Source organism: Plantibacter flavus, from assembly GCF_051487245.1.
GTDB classification, from domain to species: Bacteria; Actinomycetota; Actinomycetes; order Actinomycetales; family Microbacteriaceae; genus Plantibacter; species Plantibacter flavus_B.
Window position 1 is genome coordinate 483,189 of the sequence record NZ_JAHVDH010000003.1, and the last position, 21,554, is coordinate 504,742.

General features: G+C 68.6%; 18 protein-coding genes. 11 read left to right on the top strand and 7 right to left on the bottom strand.

The annotated features are described in order from the left end of the window. The first annotated feature begins 47 nt into the window (after nucleotides 1–47). Nucleotides 48–716: a GntR family transcriptional regulator gene (locus KXS11_RS09440; protein ID WP_437385308.1), complete on the top strand. Its 669-nt coding sequence runs from the start codon at nucleotides 48–50 to the stop codon at nucleotides 714–716. 140 nt (nucleotides 717–856) lie between these two features. Here the strand turns inward: KXS11_RS09440 and pheA are convergent, their stop codons facing one another. Next, complete coding sequence (gene pheA, locus KXS11_RS09445; RefSeq protein WP_437385309.1) at nucleotides 857–1,816, bottom strand: prephenate dehydratase; 960 nt, start codon at nucleotides 1,814–1,816, stop codon at nucleotides 857–859. A 289-nt stretch (nucleotides 1,817–2,105) separates the two neighbouring features. On the opposite strand from pheA, the gene KXS11_RS09450 reads away from it, so the two are divergent. Both KXS11_RS09450 and pgm read left to right on the top strand, forming a co-directional pair. Beyond that, nucleotides 2,106–3,641, top strand: coding sequence for an alpha/beta hydrolase (locus KXS11_RS09450; protein WP_437385310.1), 1,536 nt, complete (start codon nucleotides 2,106–2,108; stop codon nucleotides 3,639–3,641). Between the two features lie 107 nt (nucleotides 3,642–3,748). Further along, nucleotides 3,749–5,368 (top strand): phosphoglucomutase (alpha-D-glucose-1,6-bisphosphate-dependent), encoded by a 1,620-nt coding sequence (gene pgm / locus KXS11_RS09455; protein ID WP_437385311.1) that lies wholly within the window; start codon nucleotides 3,749–3,751, stop codon nucleotides 5,366–5,368. A 106-nt stretch (nucleotides 5,369–5,474) separates the two neighbouring features. Here the strand turns inward: pgm and KXS11_RS09460 are convergent, their stop codons facing one another. Beyond that, nucleotides 5,475–6,323, bottom strand: a complete 849-nt coding sequence (locus KXS11_RS09460) for a M15 family metallopeptidase (RefSeq protein WP_437385312.1) — start codon at nucleotides 6,321–6,323, stop codon at nucleotides 5,475–5,477. 81 nt (nucleotides 6,324–6,404) lie between these two features. Between KXS11_RS09460 and KXS11_RS09465 the strand changes: the two genes are divergently transcribed. Continuing rightward, on the top strand, nucleotides 6,405–7,481 hold the full coding sequence (locus KXS11_RS09465) for an alpha/beta hydrolase (protein WP_437385313.1): 1,077 nt from the start codon (nucleotides 6,405–6,407) through the stop codon (nucleotides 7,479–7,481). A gap of 151 nt (nucleotides 7,482–7,632) precedes the next feature. After that, on the top strand, nucleotides 7,633–9,450 hold the full coding sequence (locus tag KXS11_RS09470) for an MDR family MFS transporter (RefSeq protein ID WP_437385314.1): 1,818 nt from the start codon (nucleotides 7,633–7,635) through the stop codon (nucleotides 9,448–9,450). Nucleotides 9,451–9,636: 186 nt separating this feature from the next. Here the strand turns inward: KXS11_RS09470 and KXS11_RS09475 are convergent, their stop codons facing one another. Next, nucleotides 9,637–10,620 (bottom strand): TerC family protein, encoded by a 984-nt coding sequence (locus KXS11_RS09475; protein ID WP_437385315.1) that lies wholly within the window; start codon nucleotides 10,618–10,620, stop codon nucleotides 9,637–9,639. Nucleotides 10,621–10,918: 298 nt separating this feature from the next. Between KXS11_RS09475 and KXS11_RS09480 the strand changes: the two genes are divergently transcribed. The 3 genes from KXS11_RS09480 to KXS11_RS09490 all read left to right on the top strand — a co-directional run bounded on the left by KXS11_RS09480 (nucleotide 10,919) and on the right by KXS11_RS09490 (nucleotide 15,274). Then, complete coding sequence (locus KXS11_RS09480) at nucleotides 10,919–12,640, top strand: ABC1 kinase family protein (RefSeq protein ID WP_437385316.1); 1,722 nt, start codon at nucleotides 10,919–10,921, stop codon at nucleotides 12,638–12,640. Nucleotides 12,641–12,736: 96 nt separating this feature from the next. After that, nucleotides 12,737–14,176, top strand: a complete 1,440-nt coding sequence (locus tag KXS11_RS09485; RefSeq protein ID WP_437385317.1) for a GH1 family beta-glucosidase — start codon at nucleotides 12,737–12,739, stop codon at nucleotides 14,174–14,176. Between the two features lie 84 nt (nucleotides 14,177–14,260). Continuing rightward, nucleotides 14,261–15,274, top strand: coding sequence for a LacI family DNA-binding transcriptional regulator (locus KXS11_RS09490; protein WP_437385318.1), 1,014 nt, complete (start codon nucleotides 14,261–14,263; stop codon nucleotides 15,272–15,274). Between the two features lie 66 nt (nucleotides 15,275–15,340). On the opposite strand, the gene KXS11_RS09495 is transcribed toward KXS11_RS09490, so the two are convergent. Beyond that, nucleotides 15,341–16,210, bottom strand: coding sequence for a DNA-methyltransferase (locus KXS11_RS09495; protein ID WP_437385320.1), 870 nt, complete (start codon nucleotides 16,208–16,210; stop codon nucleotides 15,341–15,343). 70 nt (nucleotides 16,211–16,280) lie between these two features. Between KXS11_RS09495 and KXS11_RS09500 the strand changes: the two genes are divergently transcribed. From KXS11_RS09500 to KXS11_RS09510, 3 genes are all read left to right on the top strand, one after another. Continuing rightward, the gene (locus KXS11_RS09500; RefSeq protein ID WP_437385321.1) at nucleotides 16,281–16,574 is read left to right on the top strand and encodes a GNAT family N-acetyltransferase; all 294 of its coding nucleotides are present in this window, start codon (nucleotides 16,281–16,283) and stop codon (nucleotides 16,572–16,574) included. 145 nt (nucleotides 16,575–16,719) lie between these two features. Continuing rightward, the gene (ppk2, locus tag KXS11_RS09505; RefSeq protein ID WP_437385322.1) at nucleotides 16,720–17,640 is read left to right on the top strand and encodes a polyphosphate kinase 2; all 921 of its coding nucleotides are present in this window, start codon (nucleotides 16,720–16,722) and stop codon (nucleotides 17,638–17,640) included. A gap of 144 nt (nucleotides 17,641–17,784) precedes the next feature. Then, nucleotides 17,785–18,285 (top strand): hypothetical protein, encoded by a 501-nt coding sequence (locus tag KXS11_RS09510; RefSeq protein ID WP_437385323.1) that lies wholly within the window; start codon nucleotides 17,785–17,787, stop codon nucleotides 18,283–18,285. Nucleotides 18,286–18,355: 70 nt separating this feature from the next. Here KXS11_RS09510 and KXS11_RS09515 read toward each other — a convergent pair whose 3' ends face one another. The 3 genes from KXS11_RS09515 to KXS11_RS09525 all read right to left on the bottom strand — a co-directional run bounded on the left by KXS11_RS09515 (nucleotide 18,356) and on the right by KXS11_RS09525 (nucleotide 21,536). After that, complete coding sequence (locus KXS11_RS09515; RefSeq protein ID WP_437385324.1) at nucleotides 18,356–18,898, bottom strand: HEAT repeat domain-containing protein; 543 nt, start codon at nucleotides 18,896–18,898, stop codon at nucleotides 18,356–18,358. Nucleotides 18,899–18,987: 89 nt separating this feature from the next. Then, a complete protein-coding gene (locus tag KXS11_RS09520; protein ID WP_437385325.1) occupies nucleotides 18,988–20,037 on the bottom strand; it encodes a lipoate--protein ligase family protein in 1,050 nt (349 codons plus the stop codon). An 80-nt stretch (nucleotides 20,038–20,117) separates the two neighbouring features. Continuing rightward, nucleotides 20,118–21,536: an NAD(P)/FAD-dependent oxidoreductase gene (locus KXS11_RS09525; RefSeq protein WP_437385326.1), complete on the bottom strand. Its 1,419-nt coding sequence runs from the start codon at nucleotides 21,534–21,536 to the stop codon at nucleotides 20,118–20,120. Nucleotides 21,537–21,554: the final 18 nt, after the last annotated feature.

Consider the following 21,554-nt stretch of genomic DNA (forward strand, 5'->3'; position numbering starts at 1 on the left):
ATGACGGTACACCATTTTGGTATACCAAGCTCGACGATCGGATCAGCATGAGCACCCCGTCGCAGACGACACACCTCTATGAGCGTCTGCGCTCGGCGATCCTCACCCTGGAACTCACGCCGGGTCAGGCGCTCACCGAACGTGGCCTCGAGCAACGGTTCCAAGCGTCCCGGACCCCCGTGCGGGCGGCGCTCGACCGCCTCGGCACCGAAGGCCTCGCCCGCCGGGAGGGCCGCGGCTGGATCGTCGCCCCCATCGACCTCCACGAGATCGGGCTCATCGCCGAATACCGCGAGGCCATCGAAACGGCGGCCGTCCGCTTGGCGGCCGAGCGTGCGTCCGACAAGCAACTCGACGTCGTCTTCGCGCTCCTCGAGAGACGCACACCCGACGATCCGCAGTCCGTCCTGCGCGTCGGCGGCGACTTCCACGAGGAGCTCGCAGCATTGTCCGGGAACCGGCTCCTCGCCGACGGGGTCCGGGGCGCGATGACACGTCTCGCCCGCACCCGCTGGCTCGAGGTGCGCACGACCGAGGCGCGCGAGCAGGCCGCCACCGAGCACCAGGCCATTCTCGACGCGGTCCGGGGGCGGGACGCCGATCGAGCGTCACTCCTCGTCGCGACGCACATCCGCGGCACGAATGAGCGTTTGCTCGCGTCACTCACGAGCGACCGGATGCGGCTCCGGGCCCACGGTCTCGACATCGTCGACTGAACCGAACCGGCAGCTTCTTGCACACAACTCCTGCAGGTCGTCAGCGCAGCGCCTGCGAGTCGTCTGCGCGGCAGTGCCCATACGGTCGGGTGGGACGCATCCCGGCGACCCGCAGGAGTTGTGCGCGACGAGCGGTGCGGTCAGTCCTGCGGCTCGGCGGACAGCAGCCCGCGCAGCCAGTCCCGCGCCTCGATGAACACCGCGTCGTTGTAGCGCGAGTGGTAGTCGACGGCGGTGCGGTCGGCGCTCGGGTAGGACCCCAGGAAGATCACGTTGGGGCTGAACCTCCGCAGACCGAGCAGCGCGTCGGCCATGCGTTCGTCCTCGATGTGCCCCAGGGCGTCGATCACGAAGCGGTAGCGGCCGAGGGCGTCGCCGATCGGGCGGGACTCGATGAGGCTGAGGTTCACCCCACGGGTCGAGAACTGCTCCAGCATGCCGAGCAGCGAGCCCGACTCGTCACTCGGCAATTCGACGATGAGGCTGGTCTTGTCGGCACCGGTGCGCTCCGGGATCGCCCGAGAACGGCTCACCACGACGAACCGGGTCACCGCGTTCGGGTTGTCGCCGATGTTCTCCGCGAGCACCTCGAGGTCGTAGTGGTTGACGATGCCGGGCGGGGCGACGGCGGCATCGGCGATCGACGTGCCGTCCAACAGCGAGGCTGCCGCCGCGACATTGCTCGCCGCCGGGATGTGTCCATGTGACGGCAGGTTCGCGTCCAGCCACAGATGGCTCTGCCCGTACGCGACGGGGTGTGCGTTGACGACGCGGACGTCTTCGAAGCGGGTGCCAGGACGCGCGACGAGGTAGAAGTTCACCGGCACGAGCACCTCACCGACGATGCGCAGACCCGGCATCGTCGCGAGGGCGTCCTGCGCCACCGAGACACCACCGTCGACCGAGTTCTCGATGGCGATGACGGCGGCCGTACTGCGGCCGGCGAGCACATCTCCGAGCGCCTCGCCGACGTTGCTGACGGGCTTCCAGATCTGCCCCCTGGCTTCCTCCACCTGACTCAGCGCGACCTCGGTAAACGTCCCGCTCGGGCCGAGAAAACTGTAGCTCCGGAGGTCGTCGGTCGAGGGCGATGCTGGCATGATCCGAGCGTACCGTGTACTTCGCGACACGCCCGTCGAGGTTCGCTTGGCTCCCGTGCGGGTCACATTCGGCCGATTCAGAGGAAAAACGCCCCGTTTTGGGTGCGAAACCATCCCCTTTGAGCTATTCAAAACACGCCAATCCCGGCACAATGAATACAAGGGTGTATTGGGCGCTGCCGCTCGCGTGGGGATGCGAGCACCAGCCGGTCGAGCATCCTCGACTCGAGGCGTGATCCGGTGTCTCGCATGGCTCCACCCGACGAGCTGCGACAGGAATGGGAGTGACGTGACGAGTGTCTTCGCCGACGCCGCTTCGCGGTCTGTTCCGCGCCTGACCCTCGCGGCCGGAACGGACGCTTCGTTCACCCTCGGATCGTCGTGGACCGCGCCCCGCTGGACCGCTCCGGAGTGGACGAGACGGCGCCTCTCCGGCGCTCGCGCGACCCTCGTCAAGACCGTCGTCATCGCCGCCGCCGTCACCGCGATCCTCGCCGGCGTCGTCACCGTCACGCATGTTCCGACCGCGACCTCGACGACGTCCTCGGCTGCAGATTTCGCGCCAGCCGCGTCGACCGTCCCCACGATGACCGCGACGCAGTTCACGACCGCCTTCGCCGGCGACCTCAGCGCCGCTGCGACGACCCTCGGGGCGATGTCGGCGACCCAGGTCGCGACGCTCTGGACCGAGTTCACGCCCGGCTACCGCGCGCTGCTCATGACGGGCTTCCCCGCGATCATCGGCAACCTGGAGGGTGTCGCGTACACCGACCGCGCGACGGCGAACGTCTCCAGGCTCGCGGGTCTCCTCGCCGACACCGAGGCGACGTACCGTTCGATGACGACCGGCGCCGACCAGGTCGACGGCGAGACGGCCTCGTCCGCACTCGCGACGACACTCTCCCGCCTCGAGGCGATCAAGCTGCTGGTCGAGCGCTACTCGCCCACCGCCGCGGCCACGCGTCTCCAGCCCGAGTACCTCGTCTCGCTGCAGGCGGCCGGCTCCGGCCCGCCGCGGGTCGCGGTCGCCGTGGGCGATGTCGACGTCGCGACGTATGTGACGGTGCTCGTGCCCGGCATGAACAGCAGCGCGCTCGAGCTCGACGACTACCTACGCGGCGCGAAACGCATCCAGACGGCGTCCCCGGACAGCGCGGTGATCCTCTGGATCGGTGCACACAGCCCGAGCGCCCTCGAAGTGCCGTCGAACGACCGGGCGATCGAGGGCGCTCCGCTGCTCGCGGCCGTCCTCGCCGGCTACGACGCCTTCCGGACGGCGCGTGGCCTGGCCTCGCAGCTGAGTGTCGTCGCCCACTCCTACGGCACGGCGACGGCCTCGCTCGCGCTCGCGTCCGCCGACTACCACGTCGACAACTTCGTGATGCTCGGTTCCGCCGGCATCCCGACGACCGTGTCCATCGACGACCTGCACGTGCCGGTGAGCCGGGTCTACGCCTCGCAGGCCAGTGCGGACACGCTCGCAGGGCTCGGCCAGGTGCTCTCGGGCCGCGCGAACCCCGCCGTGAGTTCGTGGGGCGCGACGGTGTTCGGATCCGACGGGCTCACGCTGGGCGACGGCGAGCGGCTCGGTGCCGTCAACGGTCACAACGCGGTCGGGTCGGACAACTCCGATGACAAGGGCAAGTACCTCGGTCCCGCGACGGAGAGCCTGTACGCGATCCAACGCATCGTGACGGGCAAGTCGTACGCGGTCCCCGACATCACGTCGCCAACCGCCGCGAGGCCCAGCGCCGCCGGCGTCGCGTCCGATGTCACCGCGTCCTCGCCCTCAGCGACCGCCGCCGCCCTCGTCTCCACTCCCTGACGCCGACCAGAGCAGGATCGATCGACTCCCACCGATCCGTCGGGAATCACCGCCCGGCTCCGGTCAAGCTCCTTCCTGACCGCCCTCGTTCCTGCCAGACTGGGACGATGAACGATCGTGCAGGGACCCCCGCCACCGAAGCTGATCTGATCGACGTCCCGTCGCTCATCGACGCGTACTACACACTGAAGCCCGACGTCTCGATCCCCGAGCAGCGGGTGGTGTTCGGTACCTCCGGCCACCGCGGCTCCTCGCTCAACACGGCGTTCAACCAGGACCACATCGCCGCGACCACGCAGGCGATCGTCGAGTACCGCGCGAGCCAGGGCATCACCGGTCCACTGTTCATCGGATCCGACACCCACGCGCTCAGCGGCCCGGCCCAGACCACCGCGCTCGAGGTCCTCGTCGCGAACGGTGTGCGGGTCCTCGTCGACGAATTCGACGACTTCGTCCCCACCCCGGCCCTCAGCCACGCGATCCTCACGTACAACGCCGAGGGCAACGGCGATCAGGCCGACGGCATCGTCGTCACCCCGAGCCACAACCCGCCTGCCGACGGCGGGTTCAAGTACAACCCGCCGCACGGCGGCCCTGCCGACTCGGACGCCACCTCGTGGATCGCGAACCGCGCGAACGAACTCATCGCCGGCGGCCTGCACGAGGTCAAGATGGCAGAACCCTCGGCCGTCGAGACGTACGACTTCCGCGGCAACTACGTCGAAGACCTCAAGCACATCATCAACCTCGACGCGATCAAGCGCAGCGGCATCCGCATCGGCGCCGACCCGCTCGGTGGGGCGAGCGTGCACTACTGGCAGGCGATCGCCGACCGGTACGAGATCGACCTCACCGTCGTGAACCCCCACGTCGATCCCGCTTGGGGCTTCATGACGCTCGACTGGGACGGCAAGATCCGCATGGACCCGTCGTCGCCGTCCGCAATGGCGGCGCTCGTCGCGCGCCGCTCCGAGTTCGACCTCCTCACCGGCAACGACGCGGACGCCGACCGTCACGGCATCGTCACGCCGGACGCGGGGCTGATGAACCCAAACCACTACCTCGCCGTCGCGATCGACTACCTGTACGCGAACCGTCCGGGCTGGCGGGAGGACGCCGCGATCGGGAAGACGCTCGTCTCCTCGTCGGTCATCGACCGCGTCGCAGCTTCGCTGGGTCGCCGTCTCTGGGAGGTGCCGGTCGGGTTCAAGTGGTTCGTGCCGGGTCTCGTCGACGGGTCCGTCGGCTTCGGCGGGGAGGAGAGCGCCGGCGCGAGCTTCCTGCGCTTCGACGGCACCGTGTGGACGACCGACAAGGACGGCATCCTGCTGTGTCTGCTCGCCGCCGAGATCCTCGCGGTCACCGGCAAGACGCCATCGGTGCTCTACCGCGAACTCACCGAGCGCTTCGGCGACCCGGTGTACGAGCGCGTCGATGCCGCGGCGTCGAAGGAGCAGAAGGCACGCCTCGGCAAGCTCGACGGCGACGCCATCACCGCGACGGAGCTCGCCGGGGATCCGATCATCGCGAAGCTCAGCCACGCCCCCGGCAACGACGCTGCCGTCGGCGGTGTCAAGGTCGTCACCGAGCATGCATGGTTCGCTGCACGCCCGTCCGGCACGGAGGACGTCTACAAGATCTACGCCGAGTCGTTCAAGGGCGCCGAGCACCTGAAGCTCGTGCAGTCCGAGGCGAAGCAGATCGTCGACGCAGCCCTCGGCGCCTAGGGCTGACCCCGGTCTCTGAGCCTGTCGACGGGCACTCCTCGACAAGCTCGGTGACCGGGGCGCCAGCTCGGTGACCGGGGCGCCAGCTCGGTGACCGGGGCGACAGCTAGTTCAGGTACCCCGGCGCGGCCGGCAGTCCGAAGAACTCCTCGAGCGTGGTGACACCGGTGTTGTGCATCTCGGTCGCGAGGGGGACGCCGATGTAGCGGTAGTGCCAGGGCTCGAACGAGAAGCCCGTCACCTCGACCTTGTCGGCCGGGTAGCGGAGCAGGAACCCGAAGCGGTAGGCGTTCGCCGCGAGCCACTGGCCCTCTGCGGTGTCACCGAAGCAGGTGTTCAGCGAACAGTTGCCGCTCTCCGCACCGATGTCCATCGTCCACCCGGTCTGGTGCTCGCTGTAGCCGGGCCGAGCGGTCGTCGCGTCGTCCGGCTCACTGTTGTAGACGGACACCTGGCTCGAGTAGCTGCGGTAGGCGCTGTTCGATGCGAGCGAGAGACCGGCCTCGTTCGCGGCCGCGTCGAACATCTGCACGATGCCGGCGGCCGCCTCGGCGCGGAGCAGCGGGTCCCAGGTGTGTGCGACCGGCACGGAGACGAGGTCCGGCGGTGTGTAGTCGACAGGGTTCAGGGGCCGGGTCTTGTTCACGACGACCCAGGGGCTCAGCGGGTCGTCGATCGAGAAGGCGGCCTTGTCGAACGCCGGGGGTGGCGGTGGCACCGTCTCAGTGGGCGTCGGCGTCGGTGTGGGGGTCGGTGTGGGCGTGGCGGACGGCGTCGCACTCGGAGTCTTCGTCGCGGCGACCGGCTTCGGGGTCGCACCACCCGCGATGTTCACGACCAGCACGACCAGCAGGATCGCGAGTGCCGCGGCGAGGATGCCGAACGCGATGGTGCGATTGCGCCGCACGCGCGGCGACACCGGGCGGCGGTGGGAGGGCTGGTGGGTGGACGTCACAGGTCGAGCCTAATCGCGCCACGCCGACTCCGCCTCTGCCACACTGGCGACAGCGAGCCGCACGGACGAGGGGACCGACTGATGACTGCAGCGCCGACCGAGCACACCCCGGAACATCGTCGGCGGCCCCGTGCTCGTCGGTTCGTGGTCGCCGCGGGCGTCGTCCTCGGTCTCGGGTTGGCGGTCGCGATCGTCGCTTCGGTGACGCCGTGGCCGTCGGCGATGCTCATCCGCGCCGTGTTCGAGAAGGGTGGGGCTGCGACCGTCGCCGAGATGGAACCGTACGTGCCGGACACGAAGCTCACAGAGTACCGCGACATCGCCTACGCACCCCCGGCCGACGGACGGCCTCAGACGGACACGACGCTCGACGTCTTCACGCCGGCCGACGGTACGACGCCGCTCACCACCATCGTGTGGATCCACGGCGGCGCCTGGATCTCCGGAGAGAAGGAGAACGTCGAGCCCTACCTCCGCATCCTCGCTGCAGCCGGCTACACCACGATCGGCGTCAACTACTCGATCGCACCGGAGGCCGTCTACCCCACGGCGGTGAACCAGCTCGATGCCGCACTCGGCTACATCTCCGAGCACGCCTCCGAGTGGAACGGCGACCCCGGCCGCCTCGTGCTCGCCGGAGACTCGGCCGGTGCGCAACTCGCGAGTCAGATGGCCGTCCTCGCCACCAACCCGGAGTACGCGCACCTCCTGGGCATCACGCCGAGTGTCGACGCGGACCAACTCGTCGGCGTCATCCTCAACTGCGGCGTCTACGATCTGCCGGCGATGGCCGAACTGAACGGCATCGAGGCATGGGGTTTGAAGGTCGCGCTGTGGGCGTATGCGGGCACGAAGGACTGGTCGTCATCGTCGACCGGCGCAACGATGTCGACCATCGACTTCGTCACGTCCGACTTCCCACCGACCTACATCAGCGGCGGCAACGGCGATGCCCTCACCTGGCTGCAGTCCATCCCGATGAGCCGGGCCCTCAAGGCCGCCGACGTGCCGGTGACCGAAGTGTTCTGGTCGGCGAACCACGTACCCGCGCTCCCGCACGAGTACCAGTTCCACCTGGACCTCGACGAAGCACATGTCGCCCTCGACGACACACTGGCTTACCTCTCGGCCCTGGACTCCCGACTCGACGCCGGCTGAGGCGCCGTTCGGCAACGCTCGGTGAACTTCTACGTGTGAGCGTCGGCTGGCTTGCCGCTCAACTTGCGGCGGGTGTAAGTTTGCACACTACGCAAAATCCCTGCCGCTACGGCGCCGACCGATCGGCGCGCCCCGAGTCGAACGAGACCGCATGTCATCCAGCACCCCATCCTCGGCGAAACCCGAGGCGTCCGCTCCCATCCTCAGCCACCGTCAGATCCTCTTCATCATCTTCGGCCTCATGGCCGGCATGTTCCTCTCCGCCCTCGACCAGACGATCGTCGGCACCTCGATGCGTACGATCGCCGACGACCTCGACGGCATGGCCCTCCAGGCCTGGGTCACGACGGCGTACCTCATCACCTCGACGGTCTCGACGCCCATCTACGGCAAACTGTCCGACATCTTCGGTCGCCGTCCGTTGTTCATCATCGCCATCTCGATCTTCCTCATCGGCTCGCTCCTCGCCGGGATGTCCGGTTCGATGTACGAGCTCGCGATCTTCCGCGCCATCCAGGGACTCGGCGCAGGTGGCCTCATGGCCTTGCCGCTCACGATCATGGGCGACATGCTCGCCCCTCGTGAGCGCGCGAAGTACCAGGGGTACTTCCTCGCCGTGTTCGGCGTCTCGAGCGTCATCGGTCCGCTCATCGGCGGGCTGTTCGCCGGCGCCCCTGAGCTCCTCTTCATCACCGGTTGGCGCTGGGTGTTCCTCATCAACCTGCCGATCGGTGTCATCGCGCTCGCAATCGTCCTGCGCTTCCTGCACATCCCGCACACGCGCCACAGCGTGCGCATCGACTGGTGGGGCGCGGCGACCGTGGTCCTCGCCGTCGTCCCGCTGCTGCTGGTCGCCGAGCAGGGTCGCATCTGGGGCTGGGCCTCGGCCGGTTCGATCGCCTGCTACGCGATCGGTGTCGCCGGCATCGTGGCGTTCATCCTCGTCGAGCGCGCGATGGGCGACGACGCACTGATCCCGCTCAAGCTGTTCAAGAACTCCACCTTCCGCGTCGCCACCATCCTGGGTGTGCTCGTCGGCTTCGGCATGTTCGGCGCGATGATGACGGTGCCGCTGTTCCTGCAGCTCGTCGAGGGCGCGACGCCGACCGAATCCGGTCTGCTGATGCTCCCGATGATCCTCGGCCTCATGATCTCGTCGATCGCGAGCGGGCAGATCATCGCGCGCACCGGCAAGTACAAGGCGTTCCCGATCGTCGGAACCTTCCTGCTGCTGAGCGGGTTCTTCTACTTCAGCTTCGCGACGGCCGACAAGCCGGTGTGGTGGATGATGGGCGGCATGCTCCTCGTCGGCCTCGGCCTGGGTCAGCTCATGCAGACGCTCACGATCGCCAGCCAGAACGCGGTCGAGGCACGCGACATCGGGGTGGCGACGAGTTCATCGACGTTCTTCCGTCAGATCGGTGGAACGCTGGGCACGGCCGTCATCTTCTCCGTGCTCTACACGCGCATCCCCGACACGATCGCTGCGGCCTTCGCCGACAAGACGCTGCTCGCGAACCTGCAGGCGGCGTCGCAGGACCCGGCGGTCCTGGCAGACCCGGCCAACGCGGGCATCCTCAAGGTGCTGCAGGAGGCGCAGGCCGGGAGCGGCTCGGTGGGGAGCGCGCTCGACGGCGACACCTCGTTCCTCGTCGGGGCGAACCACGACCTCGCGGCGCCGTTCCTCACGGGCTTCGCCGACGCGACGGTCACCGTGTTCTGGGTGAGCTTCGCGGTCGTCGCCGTGGCGTTCGCACTCAGCTGGTTCCTGAAGGCACCGCCGCTGCGGTCGAAGTCGGCCCTGCAGGAGCGGACGGACGCGCAGGCTGCGGAGGACGCCGAGGACCGGCGCATCGTGGAGGAGGACGAACTGTCGCTCGCCGCGCAGCGTGCCGCGGAGCTGGCCGGTTCGCAGCTGGCTCCTGACACGGCCTCCAACCGGATCATCACCCCCGACCAGCGCCCCTAGGTCCCGTTCGCCGGTTGCCAGCGCGGTGCGCTGGACCGAGCGCGCCCCACTGACGCGAGCGCGGGTCTCCAGAGACCCGCGCTCGTGTCGTATCACCCGCGCGAACGCGCACGGCCCCGCGCCCGGTTCAGCGCACCGCGCTGGCGCTGACACGTACGCCGACGCCGCAGGGCTCGGCTCGCCGGGTCAGCCCTGCAGCGCCTTGACCTCGTCGCGTCGGGTCTTCGCGAGACTCGCGATCGTCGCCACCGCGATCGTCGCGCCGATGAACAGCAACGAGAACCAGATCGGGATCTCCGGCACCCAGTCGATGTGCTCCCCACCGTTGATGAACGGCAGCTCGTTCACGTGCAGCGCGTGGAACACGAGCTTGACACCGATGAACGCGAGGATCACGGCAAGACCCTGCGCCAGGTAGACGAGGCGCTCCAGCAGTCCGCCGATGAGGAAGAACAGCTGGCGCAGGCCCATGAGCGCGAAGGCGTTCGCGGTGAACACGATGTACGCCTGCTCCGTCAGCCCGAAGATCGCGGGGATCGAGTCGACCGCGAACACCAGGTCGATGAAGCCGATCGCGACGATCGTCAACAGCATCGGTGTGAACCAGCGCTTGCCGTCGATCTTCACCGAGATGCGGTCGCCGTGGTAGTCGTCGGTGATCGGCAGGATACGCCGAGCGAACTTCACGACCTTGCCGTTCGCGGGGTCGCTCTCGTGGTTGCTGAACGCCTGACGGTACGCGAGGAACAGCAGGAGCGCGCCCATCAGGTAGAAGATCCACGAGTAGTTCTCGATGAGCGCCGCACCGGCGGCGATGAACGCACCACGCATGATGAGCGCGATGACGATGCCGATCATCAGCACCTTCTGCTGATACGCCTTCGGGACGGCGAAGCCCGTCATCACGATGAGGAAGACGAACAGGTTGTCGATCGACAGCGCCTTCTCGGTGAGGTACCCGGCGAAGTACTCGCCGCCGTATGTCCAGCCGGACACGAGGCCGATACCGACACCGAACAGCAGCGCGAGGCTGATGTAGAAGATCGACCAGCGCGCGGACTCGGCGATGCTCGGTTCGTGCGGCTTGCGCACGTGAGCGAAGAACTCGTAGACGAAGAAGGCGATCGTCACCGCGATGGTGATGATCCAGACAAGAGGCGTGACGGCCATGGGGGCTCCAAGGGGTCGGTGAACACGAGGTACCGATACGACGATCGGACCAAAGTCTCCTCCACTCTCGATGAGAGCCGACACCCCGGGATCCGACGGTGGATCCGTATTGACGGGCATGTCGCGTGGGAGTACTCCCCTTGCACGCACAAGCATACGACAGCTCGGGGGCTCTGGACTCCATCCGTCGTGTTCTCAGCGGGAACGCACATGAACAGGGCATGCTGGGAGCGGTGGAACGCGGGTATCGTCCGCCATTTCGAGCAGGGACGGGCGGCGGCATGGGCAGGACGACGGCATGACGGGTCCTCGACCGACACTCGCCGGCGACCGAGAGCAACGCCCCTTCGGCGGCGGCCCCCGCACCCGTCAGACGCACTCCGTCCTGAGCCACGGCCGACGTTTCACCCAGTTGATGCGCATCGCCCGCCGCAACGGCGTCCTCCCGTGGCGCAGACTCGACTTCACGACCGCACCCGAACGTTCGGCGCTGCGCGCGCAGCAGGCGGAGGGGTTCCGGCGTGCGCTGGAGGAAGCCGGCGGTGCGTTCGTGAAACTCGGTCAGCTGCTCTCGACCCGGTCCGACCTCCTTCCGGTCGAATGGGTCGACGCGCTCTCGAAACTGCAGCGCGACGTCGAGCCCGCCCCGTGGGGCGAGGTGCGGACGATGCTGGAGGACCGGTTCGGCGGCCCGCTCGCCGACGTGTTCACGGTGTTCCATGAGACACCGGTCGCGGCGGCGTCGATCGGTCAGGTCCATCGCGCGATCCTGCCGGGCGGTCGCGCCGTCGCGGTGAAGGTGCTGCGTCCGGGGATCGTCGAGGAGGTGCACCGCGACGTCGACATCGCCCTCCGCTTCATGCGGTTCGTCGACCGCACGTCCCCGAGGGCGCGCATGATGGGGTCTCGGGCTGTCGCCGAGCAGTACGCCGCTGACCTCCTCAGGCAGCTCGACTTCCGGCTCGAGGCCCGCAACCTGCTGGCCCTCCGTGCCATGCAGGAGCGCAGCGCCCGAGCCGGAGAGCTCCATCTCCCCGAGCTCGTGGACCATCTCTCCAGCGACAGTATTCTCGTGATGGAATATCTCGACGGTGAGACCATCACGGCGATCAACGCCCGCCCCGGCCCCGCACCGGCAGAGCTCGAACCGGCGATGCGCACGGTGTTGCGCGCGTTCATCCGACAGATCGTGTTCGACGGCGTGTACCACTCCGACCTCCACCCCGGCAACATCATGCTGTTGCCGGATGGGCGGCCGGCACTGGTCGACTTCGGCTCGGTCGGTCGCCTGGACCTCCGACTCCGGGAGACGACGCAGGAGCTCCTGATCGCCTACCTGCAGTCGGACACCGAACTCATCGGCGATGGACTGCTCACGCTCGGCACGCTGCGGAACCCGGAGGACGAGACGGCGTTCCGGCGGGACATCAGCGCGTTCATCGCCTACGAGCTGGGTCCGGGCGCGCGGGTCGACGTCGCCACGGTCGACGCACTGGTCGCCGTCCTCACGCGCTACGGGCTCCTCGTGCCAGCCGAGTTCGTCGCTGCATTCCGCGGCTTCGCGATCCTCGACGGCGCCTTGCGTTCCACCGTTCCCGACTTCGACCTCCTCGACGAATCGCGCCATCTGGCCGCTGAGCAGATCAGTGACCAGATGGCGCCGAAGGCGATGATGTCGAACCTGACGACGGAGATGCTGTCGATGCTGCCCGGCATGCGGCGCTTCCCGCGGCGGGTGGACCGGATCGGCGCGGCGTTGGAGAACGGCGAGCTGAGCATCAACATCCGGGTGCTCGCCGACCGGCGTGACCGCAGGATGCTGTCGGGGTTGGTACGGCAGGTCCTCCTGTCGCTCGCGGGACTCGTGACCGGCGTGGCCTCGCTCGTGTTCCTGACGGCCTCGCCGCCCGAGACGGCTGGCATGATCGATCCGGCCACCGCGGGGGTCGTCCTCGGCGGCGTCTCGCTCGTGTCGTTGGTGGGTGTGGGGGTCGACGTGCTCCTGGGCCGCAGCCGCTGACGGGTGCCAGCGCACCGCGCCGGCCCACGAGCACACAACGTGAGAGCGCTCTCAGCAGCGGGTAGCATGAGCGGGACCGACCTCGAGGAGCCTCCGATGACGAATGCACCCCACGCCGACCACCCGACCCTCGCGCTGCCGCCGTTCCTGTGGGGATCGGCGACCGCCGCAGCCCAGGTCGAGGGCGCCGCCCACGAGGACGGCAAGGGGGACTCCATCTGGGACGCATTCGCACGGGTCCCAGGAGCCATCGCGAACGGCGACGACCTCGAGATCGCCGTCGACCACTACCACCGCACCACCTCCGACATCGCGATCATGAACGAACTCGGCCTCGACGCCTACCGGTTCTCGACCAGCTGGGCGCGCATCGCCCCGGACGGCCGCAGCATCAACCGAGCCGGCCTCGACTTCTACAGCCGCCTCGTCGACCAGCTGCTCGAGACCGGCATCCTCCCCTGGCTCACGCTCTACCACTGGGACCTCCCGCAAGCCCTCGAAGAGCACGGCGGATGGACGAACCGCGACACCGCACTGCGCTTCGTCGACTACGCCGAGACCACCTACGCAGCCCTCGGCGACCGTGTCCAGCACTGGACCACGTTCAACGAACCCTTCTGCTCCGCACTGCTCGGATACGCGGTGGGAGTGCACGCGCCCGGTCGGCGTGACGAAGCGGCGGCCCTCGCCGCGGTGCACCACCAGCACCTGGCGCACGGGCTCGCCACGACACGACTCCGCGAGCTCGGCGCCCAGCAGATCGGCATCACCCTGAACCTCACGAACGCGATCCCGGCGAACCCGGCAGACCCGGCCGACGTCGATGCCGCCCGCCGCGTCGACGGCATCATGAACCGTCTGTTCCTCGAACCGATCGTGCTCGGCGCCTACCCGGCGGACGTCGTCGAAGACCTCGCCGGCCTCGGGCTCGACACCCTCGTCCACGACGGCGACCTGGCGACCATCGCCGCACCCATCGACTTCCTCGGCGTGAACCACTACCACGACGACCTCGTCTCCGGGCATCCCGACGACTCGGGCGCCGACGGAGGACACTCGGGCGCCACCGAGCGCGAGGCCGGTTCACCATGGCTCGGGTCACCGGGGATCTCCTTCCCGAGCCGTGAGCTGCCGCGCACCGCGATGGACTGGGAGGTGCACCCCGCCGGCCTCCGCACGCTCCTCGTACGACTCGGTCGGGAGTACCCGACCCTGCCGCCGCTCTACGTGACCGAGAACGGTGCGGCCTACGACGACGTCGCCGCCGAGGACGGTCGGATCCACGACGTCGACCGCGACGCGTTCATCCAGGACCACATCGACCAGGTCGAACTCGCCATCGCCGACGGCGCCGACGTGCGCGGCTACTTCGTGTGGTCACTCCTCGACAACTTCGAGTGGGCCTACGGCTACGACAAGCGGTTCGGGATCGTGCGCGTCGACTACCAGACCCAGGAGCGCACGATCAAGGACTCCGGACTCGCATACGCGAGGCGCATCGCTGCGTCGCGGGAGGGATCTCGACCCGGTCGGTGAGGGGGAACCGCTCAGCGACCACCGCCCCGCGAACGTGCGGAATCAGCCAGTGGCCCCGGCAGCCCGCGGCGATACACTCCACTCATGATGCAGTCCGGTCAGGGAGCCCCCACCCTCGAGATGGTCGCCGCTCGCGCCGGTGTGTCCCGCGCCACGGTGTCGCGTGTGGTCAACGGTTCGCCGAAGGTCACCGCAGAGGTCGTCGCAGCTGTGCAGGACGCCATCGCGGCCCTCGACTACGTGCCGAACCGTGCAGCCCGTTCGCTCGCATCGCGCCGCACGCAGGTCATCGCGCTCGTCGTCCCGGAGTCGACCGCCCGCGTCTTCTCGGACCCGTTCTTCGCCTCGGTCGTGCAGGGCGTCGCACTCGAACTCGCGCAGACCGACTACACGCTGAACCTCCTCATCGCTTCGGAGACGAACCCCGAGAAGACCCGCCGGTATCTGTTGGGCGGCAACGTCGACGGAGCGCTCGTCGTCTCGCATCACAGCGGCGACCACTCGTACACCCAGCTCGGGCAGGAGTTGCCGATCGTCTTCGGCGGCCGACCGATGGGAGCCGACGTGGTCGACAGCACCTACGTCGACGTCGACAACGTGGCTGGAGCCCGGACCGCCACCCGGTGCCTCGTCGACGCCGGCCGCACGCACATCGCGACGATCGCCGGGCGGCAGGACATGCCCGGTGGCGTCGACCGCCTCGTCGGTTGGCGTGCCGAGCTCGCGGCCGCCGGACTCAGGGACGACCTCGTGGAGGTCGGCGACTTCTCCCCCGGCGACGGCGCCGAGGCCATGCGCCGGCTGCTCGCCCGAGGGGTGCCGATCGACGGCCTGTTCGCCGCGAACGACCAGATGGCCGCCGGTGCCTACACGGCGATCCGAGATGCCGGCCTCACGATCCCGGGCGACATCGCGGTGGTCGGGTACGACGACGACCTGTACGGCGAGACGGCCGCCCCACCGCTGACGACGATCGCGCAGTCCCCGGTCGAGCTCGGTGCTGAGATGGCGAGGATCCTCGTCCGGCGTCTGTCGGACGACCCGTTCGACCGGGTGACGATCATGCCCACCCGCCTGGTCTCCCGTTCCTCCGTCTAGCCCGCGAGGGGTCCCGAATGGTTGGCGCGCGGGCATCCGAGCCAGCCATTCGGGACCCCTCGCGGGCTAGGAGAGGCGGGCGTTGATCACGGCGATCGCTTGCGGGTTCTCGTCGACGAGGACGTAGCGACGACCGAGCGCCCGTGCCACCGCGCCCGTGGTGCCACTGCCGGCGAAGAAGTCGAGCACCCAGTCGCCCTCACGCGACGACGCCTGCACGATCCGGCGCAGGATGCCTTCGGGCTTCTGCGTCGGGTAGCCGGTCTTCTCGCGGCCCGTGGGCGACACGATCGTGTGCCACCAGACGTCGGTCGGCAGCTTGCCACGCGCCGCCTTCTCCGCCGTGACGAGGCCGGGCGCCATGTACGGTTCGCGGTCGACGGTCTCGTTGTCGAAGTGGTACCCCTTCGGGTCCTTCACGTAGACCAGGATCGTGTCGTGTTTCGTCGGCCAACGGCTCTGGGCCTTCGCGCCGTAGTCGTATGCCCAGATGATCTCGTTGAGGAAGCACTCCCGTCCGAAGAGGGCGTCGAGGAGCACTTTCGCGTAGTGCGCCTCGCGGTAGTCGAGGTGCAGGTAGAGGGTGCCGTCGGCGGCGAGCACCCGCCAGGCCTCGACGAGCCGCGGCTCGAGGAACCCCCAGTAGTCGTCGAACGCGTCGTCGAAGCGTCGGAGGTCGCCGCGGATGCGCTCGTACGCCTGCCCCTTGAACCCGGCGAACCGCCCCACCCCTGTCTCCTCGGTGCGCACGGAGGTCGTCGAGTGTCGGCGCTGCACCCGACCGGTGTTGAACGGTGGGTCCAGGTAAATGAGCGTGAACGACTCGTCGGGCAGTTGGGCGAGCACGTTCAGGTTGTCGTCTTCGAGGACGAGGTCGGGGCCTTCCGGCGTCCACAGCAGTGGCAGTTCTTCGGCTGCTGCTGCGGAGGAGGGCATGCGTCCATTCTCGCAGGTGGCCTCTCGCAGCGAGGGAAGGAACCGCGCACGCGATACGTTGTCTCCCGATATGAGCACCGAGTTCACGAACGAGACCGACGCCCAGCGCTACACGATGCACGTCGACGGCCAGCTGGTGAGTGTCGTCGACTACCGCATCTCCGGAGACTCGATCTCGTTCCCCCGCACCTTCACGACGCCGCCGTTCCGTGGCAAGGGGTACGCGGGTGAGCTCGTCGAGTACGCGGTCGACGACGTCGAGCAGCACAGTGGGCGCCGTATCGTCCCGATGTGCTGGTACGTCGGCGAATGGTTCGACGCGCACCCGGACCGTCAGCACCTGCTGACGCGCACAGCCGAGTAGCCGCCGCCGTCCCTGTCTCAGGAGCGACTCGGCGTGTCCGGCCGGTGCGCGCCGACGCGCCGCGACCGTCCTGAGAAAGGGCAGTGCACCTGCGCGTCACCCGACGGCTACCCGGTGGTTACGTCGGGCGGCTAGCGTCGCGACCATGCAGCAGCTCGTGTCGCACTACGCCCCGCCGCCCGCTCTCGACCAGGTGGACGACTACCGGGTGGTCGACGTCGACGACGACGACCCCATCCTGCTCGACGCCTCAGGGAAGCACATCGACACCTGGCGCGAGGGCTACCCGTACGCCGAGCGCATGTCCCGAGAGCAGTACGAGAGCGACAAGCGCCTGCTGCAGATCGAGCTACTGAAGCTGCAGAACTGGATCAAGGCGAACGACCGCCGGCTCGTGGTCGTCTTCGAGGGCCGTGACGCCGCCGGCAAGGGCGGCACGATCAAGCGGTTCACGGAGCACCTCAACCCGCGTGGCGCCCGCGTCGTCGCGCTCGAGAAGCCCAGCGCACGCGAGTCGACGCAGTGGTACTTCCAGCGGTACGTGCAGCATCTGCCGGCCGCCGGTGAGATCGTCCTCTTCGACCGCTCCTGGTACAACCGGGCGGGTGTCGAGCGCGTGATGGGCTTCTGCACACCGGCGCAGTACGACGAGTTCATGCGCCAGGCGCCGGCCTTCGAGCAGATGCTCGTCGGCGACGGCATCGAGCTCGTGAAGTTCTGGTTCTCCGTCTCGGCCGATGAACAGCGCACCCGCTTCGCGATCCGCCAGGTGGACCCGGTCCGCCAGTGGAAGCTGTCGCCGATGGACCTCGCCTCCCTCGACAAGTGGGGCGACTACACCCGCGCCAAGGAGGCGATGCTGGAGGCGACCGACACGCCGGACGCCCCGTGGACCATCGTCAAGAGCAACGACAAGAAGCGCGCCCGGGTCGAGGCGATGCGGCACGTGCTCCACCGCTTCGACTACGACAACAAGGACCACGAGGTGGTCGGGACGCCAGACACGAAGATCGTCGGTCCGGCCGCCTCGGTGTACGAGCGAGGCGAGCGCTCGGAACCCTCCTGAGACCAACCGTGCCCGACCGGGTGCCGGGGCCGACCGCGGGGGCGGTCCGTCACCGGCGGGACCGTCGGCACGGTTGCGGGCCGGGCAGCGACCGTTCGGGTCGGTCGCTGCCCGGCCGTCGGACGCCGCTATCCTCGAGTCATCATGCAGACGAACTCCTCGATCCTGCGCCGCCTGACCACCGCGAGCGCCATCTACGGGACAATCGTGTACGCCGGGCTCATCGGGGCGTCGAGCGTCCATGACGACGATGACGTCGAGGACGTCCTCATCACGAGCCTGCTCACCCTCATCGTCTTCTGGCTCGCGCACGTGTACGCCGCGGCGCTCGCTCACCACGGAGACGACTCGCACGAGGACACGGTGACCCTCGGCACGTCGTTGCGGCACGGGTTCCGGGAGTCGTCCGGCATGCTGCTCGCCGTCGTCCTGCCGACCGTCCCGCTGGTCATCGGTGTCGCCGGTGCGATCGACCAGGAGACGGCCGTCCTCGGTGCACTCCGCGTCTCGACGCTCGTCCTGTTCGTCCTGGGCTTCGCGGCGTTCGTCGTGCGCGGCTACCGCTGGTGGGCCTGGTTCCTCGGGGGTGCCGCGACCGCGGTGTTCGGTGTCGCGATCTTCCTGCTGGAGGCAGGCACGCACTGAGTCGCGCACTGCCCGGGCTTCGTCGTCGGACGGCGCCCGGACTGCAGAGACGCGCTGTCGACGCCCGTGCTCAGCGCCCGGCGAGCCGGTCCGCGAGTGCGCGCATCGACTGTTGGGCGGTGCGGCGCACCTCGCGGTCGGGGTCGGTGAGCAGTCGTTCGAGGATCGGCTTCGTGTCCGCGTCGCCGATCGCGGCGAGCGCCCGGGCACCGGCGGAACGGACACGCGCGTGCTCGTCGTTCAGCAGCGGGACGATGGAGGCGACATCACCGATGTGGCGCTCGGCGCAGACTCGCGCGGCCATCTCGCGGACACGCCACGCCTGGTTGCCGAGGGCTGCGACGACTGCGGGAGCCGCGGAGTCGTCCCAGACGTGGAGGAGCGCGCGCGTTCCCCAGAGTTCTGGCCAGTAGAGCGCGGGGGCGCCGCCGAGGATGCCTTCGGCGTGGTGGCCGCCGACGACGCGGAGGAAGTCCTCGCCCTCGTAGCCGCCGGCGAGGAGGGACACGGAGCGTTCGACGACGCGCTGCTCGCTCGAACTGCTCACCGCCTCGGCGATCCGGTGTTCCAGGGAGGCCTGAGGTGCTGCGCTGTCTGTCTCGTTCGTCGTCATGGTCCACCCACCCTAGCCCGCGAAGGGTCCCGAATGGCTGGTCGCGACCGAGCGAGGCCAGCCATTCGGGACCCCTCGCGGGCTGTGGGTCAGGGGACTCGGGTGAGCCAGGCTTCAGTGGCGAACTTCGATGCCACGAGGGACTCGGCTGCGGCGCGCTCCTCTGCGGTGACATGGCCCTCGGTGGCGCCGGTGATCTCGGTGAAGGTGTCCTTCATACGCTCGATGATCTCCGCCCGCGACAGGCCGGTCTGGCTGCGGAGCGGGTCGACGCGCTTCGCGGCGGAGGTCGTCCCCTTGTCGCTGAGCTTCTCACGCCCGATGCGCAGCACCCGGGTCATGAGTTCGCCATCCATGTCGTAGCTCATCGTCACGTGGTGGAGCACGGCGCCGTTGCCGAGACGCTTCTGCGCGGCGCCACCGATCTTGCCCGACGGGCTCGTGATGTCGTTGAGCGGCTGGTACGTGGCCTCGATGCCGAGTGAGCGCAGGGCGACGAGCACCCAGTCGTCGAGGTAGGCGTAGGAGTCGGCGAACGTCATGCCGTTCACGAGTTCTGCCGGCACGTAGAGCGAGTAGGTGATGATCCCGCCGCGCTGCATCATCATCGCGCCGCCACCGGACACCCGACGCACGACCTCGAAGCCGTTCGCCGCGGCGTTCTCGAGGTCGACTTCGTTCTTCAGCGACTGGAAGCTGCCGATGACGACGGCCGACTGGTCCCATTCCCAGATGCGGAGTGTCGGCCCGCGGCGCCCCTCACCGACCTCGTTGGTGAGGACCTCGTCGAGCGCGAGGTGCAGTTGCGGTGACACGGACCCCTCATGGATGAGCTGCCAGTCGTAATCGCCCCAGCCGGTCGCCTTCGCGAGCGAGCGACGGATGGCGGTCGCGACGGCCTCCGGGGTGAATCCGAGCAGGACGGCGCCCTCCGGCAGTGCTCCACGGATGGCGGCGGCGAGGCCTGCGGCGTCGGTGGTGGCCGGAAGGCCGGTGACCGCGCGGTCGATCATCCCCAGCGCGTCGTCCGGTTCGAGGAAGAAGTCGCCGGCGAGACGGAAATCGGCGATCCGATCGTCGACCACCTCGAGATCGACGACGACGAGCTTGCCACCCGGGACCTTGTACTCACCATGCATGCCCCCAGCCTATTCCTGGACGGCGTCCGGATTCCCCCGATCGTGGAACGAGGTCCACGGCCCTGGCAGCGTCCGCCCCTCTACGAGTCGAAGCCGACGCCGAAACGGTCCATCACCTTGAGCAGCAGACCGTCGCGGCCCTCGTTCGCGTCGGAGCGGGCGACGGCTTTGCGGATGATCTGGATCGCCGGGTTCGCGATCGGCTCGGGCGGGATCGGGATGGGCTTCGACCGGACCATCCGCAGGCGGGTGAGCTCGGTCGACTCACCGCTCAGGAGGTCGAGCATGACCTTCGCACCGAAACGGGTCGCCCCGACGCCGAGACCGGTGAAGCCGGCGCTGTAGGCGACGCGTCCACCCATCGCGACGCCCTGGAACGCCGACAGCCGCGAGCACATGTCGATCATGCCGCCCCACGCGTGCGTGAACCGGACGTCGAGCTGCGGATACGTGGTGAAGAAGTGGTCGGCGAGCGTCTCGAACGTCTCGCGTCGCTGGTCGTACGCCTTCCTGATCTTCCCGCCTCGGTGGTAGACGGCGTCGAAACCGCCGTAGAGGATGCGGTCGTCGGCGGTTCGTCGGGAGTAGTGGAACTCCCGGCTGGAATCGGCGATGCCGAACCGCTCCGCCCACCCGATGCTCTCGAGCTGTGCCGCGGTCAACGGCTCTGTCATGAGCACGTAGTCGTAGACCGGGATGGTGAGCAGCTCCGTGCGCTTCAGCAGCGAGGGGAAGCCGTTGGTGGCGAGGGCGACCTGCCGCGCGAGAATCAGCCCGGCCTTCGTCTGCACGGCGACGCCGTCGCCGTCACGTCGCAACGACAGCGCCGGCGTGTGCTCGAAGACACGGACGCCGAGCTCGATGCACACCCGCTTGAGCCCCCACGCGAGCTTCGCCGGGTTGACGAGCGCGGTGCCGTGCCTCTCCCGCAGGCCGGCGAGGAACACCGGTGAGTGGACGAGGGCCTGCACGGCGGCGCGATCGAGGAACTCTGCGTCGCCGGCCGCCTCGCGGAGCGCGTCGACCTGATGCGGTTCCGTCGCGACCGTCAGCGCACCGGTGTGCTCGAACTCGGCGTCGATGCCGTGGCGGTCGAGCGTGGCGACGAACTCGTCGAAGTTCTCATCCGCGAGTCGGTCCAGCTCGGCCAACTCATCGGCGAAGTGTCGCCTGCCGTTGTCCTCACCGTGGGTGAGGCTCGCTTCGAAGAAGCCGCCGTTGCGACCGCTCGCCGCCCAGCCGATCTCCCGGCCCTCGATGAGCACGACATCGCGCGCGGGGTCCGCCTCCTTGGCGATGAGCGCGGTCCAGAGACCGGAGTATCCCCCGCCGACGACGAGGAGGTCGGCGGTGGTGTCACCGGCGAGAGCGGGCTCCGGTGCTGGACGGTCCGGGCTGTCGAGCCAGAACGGCACCGTGCTCGCGCCCTCGAGCGATCGTGCGATGCGCGAGGCTTCGTTGCGGCGTCGGTGACTATAGGTGGGGAGTGACGAGGACATGGCATCTCCTGTGGTCGG

Coding starts and splice junctions, on each gene's coding strand:
- KXS11_RS09510 (WP_437385323.1), top strand. CDS start 17,785: ATGCAGACGAACTCCTCGATCCTGCGCCGCCTGACCACCGCGAGCGCC.
- pheA (WP_437385309.1), bottom strand. CDS start 1,816: ATGCCAGCATCGCCCTCGACCGACGACCTCCGGAGCTACAGTTTTCTC.
- KXS11_RS09495 (WP_437385320.1), bottom strand. CDS start 16,210: ATGCCCTCCTCCGCAGCAGCAGCCGAAGAACTGCCACTGCTGTGGACG.
- KXS11_RS09490 (WP_437385318.1), top strand. CDS start 14,261: ATGATGCAGTCCGGTCAGGGAGCCCCCACCCTCGAGATGGTCGCCGCT.
- ppk2 (WP_437385322.1), top strand. CDS start 16,720: ATGCAGCAGCTCGTGTCGCACTACGCCCCGCCGCCCGCTCTCGACCAG.
- KXS11_RS09475 (WP_437385315.1), bottom strand. CDS start 10,620: ATGGCCGTCACGCCTCTTGTCTGGATCATCACCATCGCGGTGACGATC.
- KXS11_RS09525 (WP_437385326.1), bottom strand. CDS start 21,536: ATGTCCTCGTCACTCCCCACCTATAGTCACCGACGCCGCAACGAAGCC.
- KXS11_RS09485 (WP_437385317.1), top strand. CDS start 12,737: ATGACGAATGCACCCCACGCCGACCACCCGACCCTCGCGCTGCCGCCG.
- KXS11_RS09520 (WP_437385325.1), bottom strand. CDS start 20,037: ATGCATGGTGAGTACAAGGTCCCGGGTGGCAAGCTCGTCGTCGTCGAT.
- pgm (WP_437385311.1), top strand. CDS start 3,749: ATGAACGATCGTGCAGGGACCCCCGCCACCGAAGCTGATCTGATCGAC.
- KXS11_RS09465 (WP_437385313.1), top strand. CDS start 6,405: ATGACTGCAGCGCCGACCGAGCACACCCCGGAACATCGTCGGCGGCCC.
- KXS11_RS09515 (WP_437385324.1), bottom strand. CDS start 18,898: ATGACGACGAACGAGACAGACAGCGCAGCACCTCAGGCCTCCCTGGAA.
- KXS11_RS09500 (WP_437385321.1), top strand. CDS start 16,281: ATGAGCACCGAGTTCACGAACGAGACCGACGCCCAGCGCTACACGATG.
- KXS11_RS09480 (WP_437385316.1), top strand. CDS start 10,919: ATGACGGGTCCTCGACCGACACTCGCCGGCGACCGAGAGCAACGCCCC.
- KXS11_RS09440 (WP_437385308.1), top strand. CDS start 48: ATGAGCACCCCGTCGCAGACGACACACCTCTATGAGCGTCTGCGCTCG.
- KXS11_RS09470 (WP_437385314.1), top strand. CDS start 7,633: ATGTCATCCAGCACCCCATCCTCGGCGAAACCCGAGGCGTCCGCTCCC.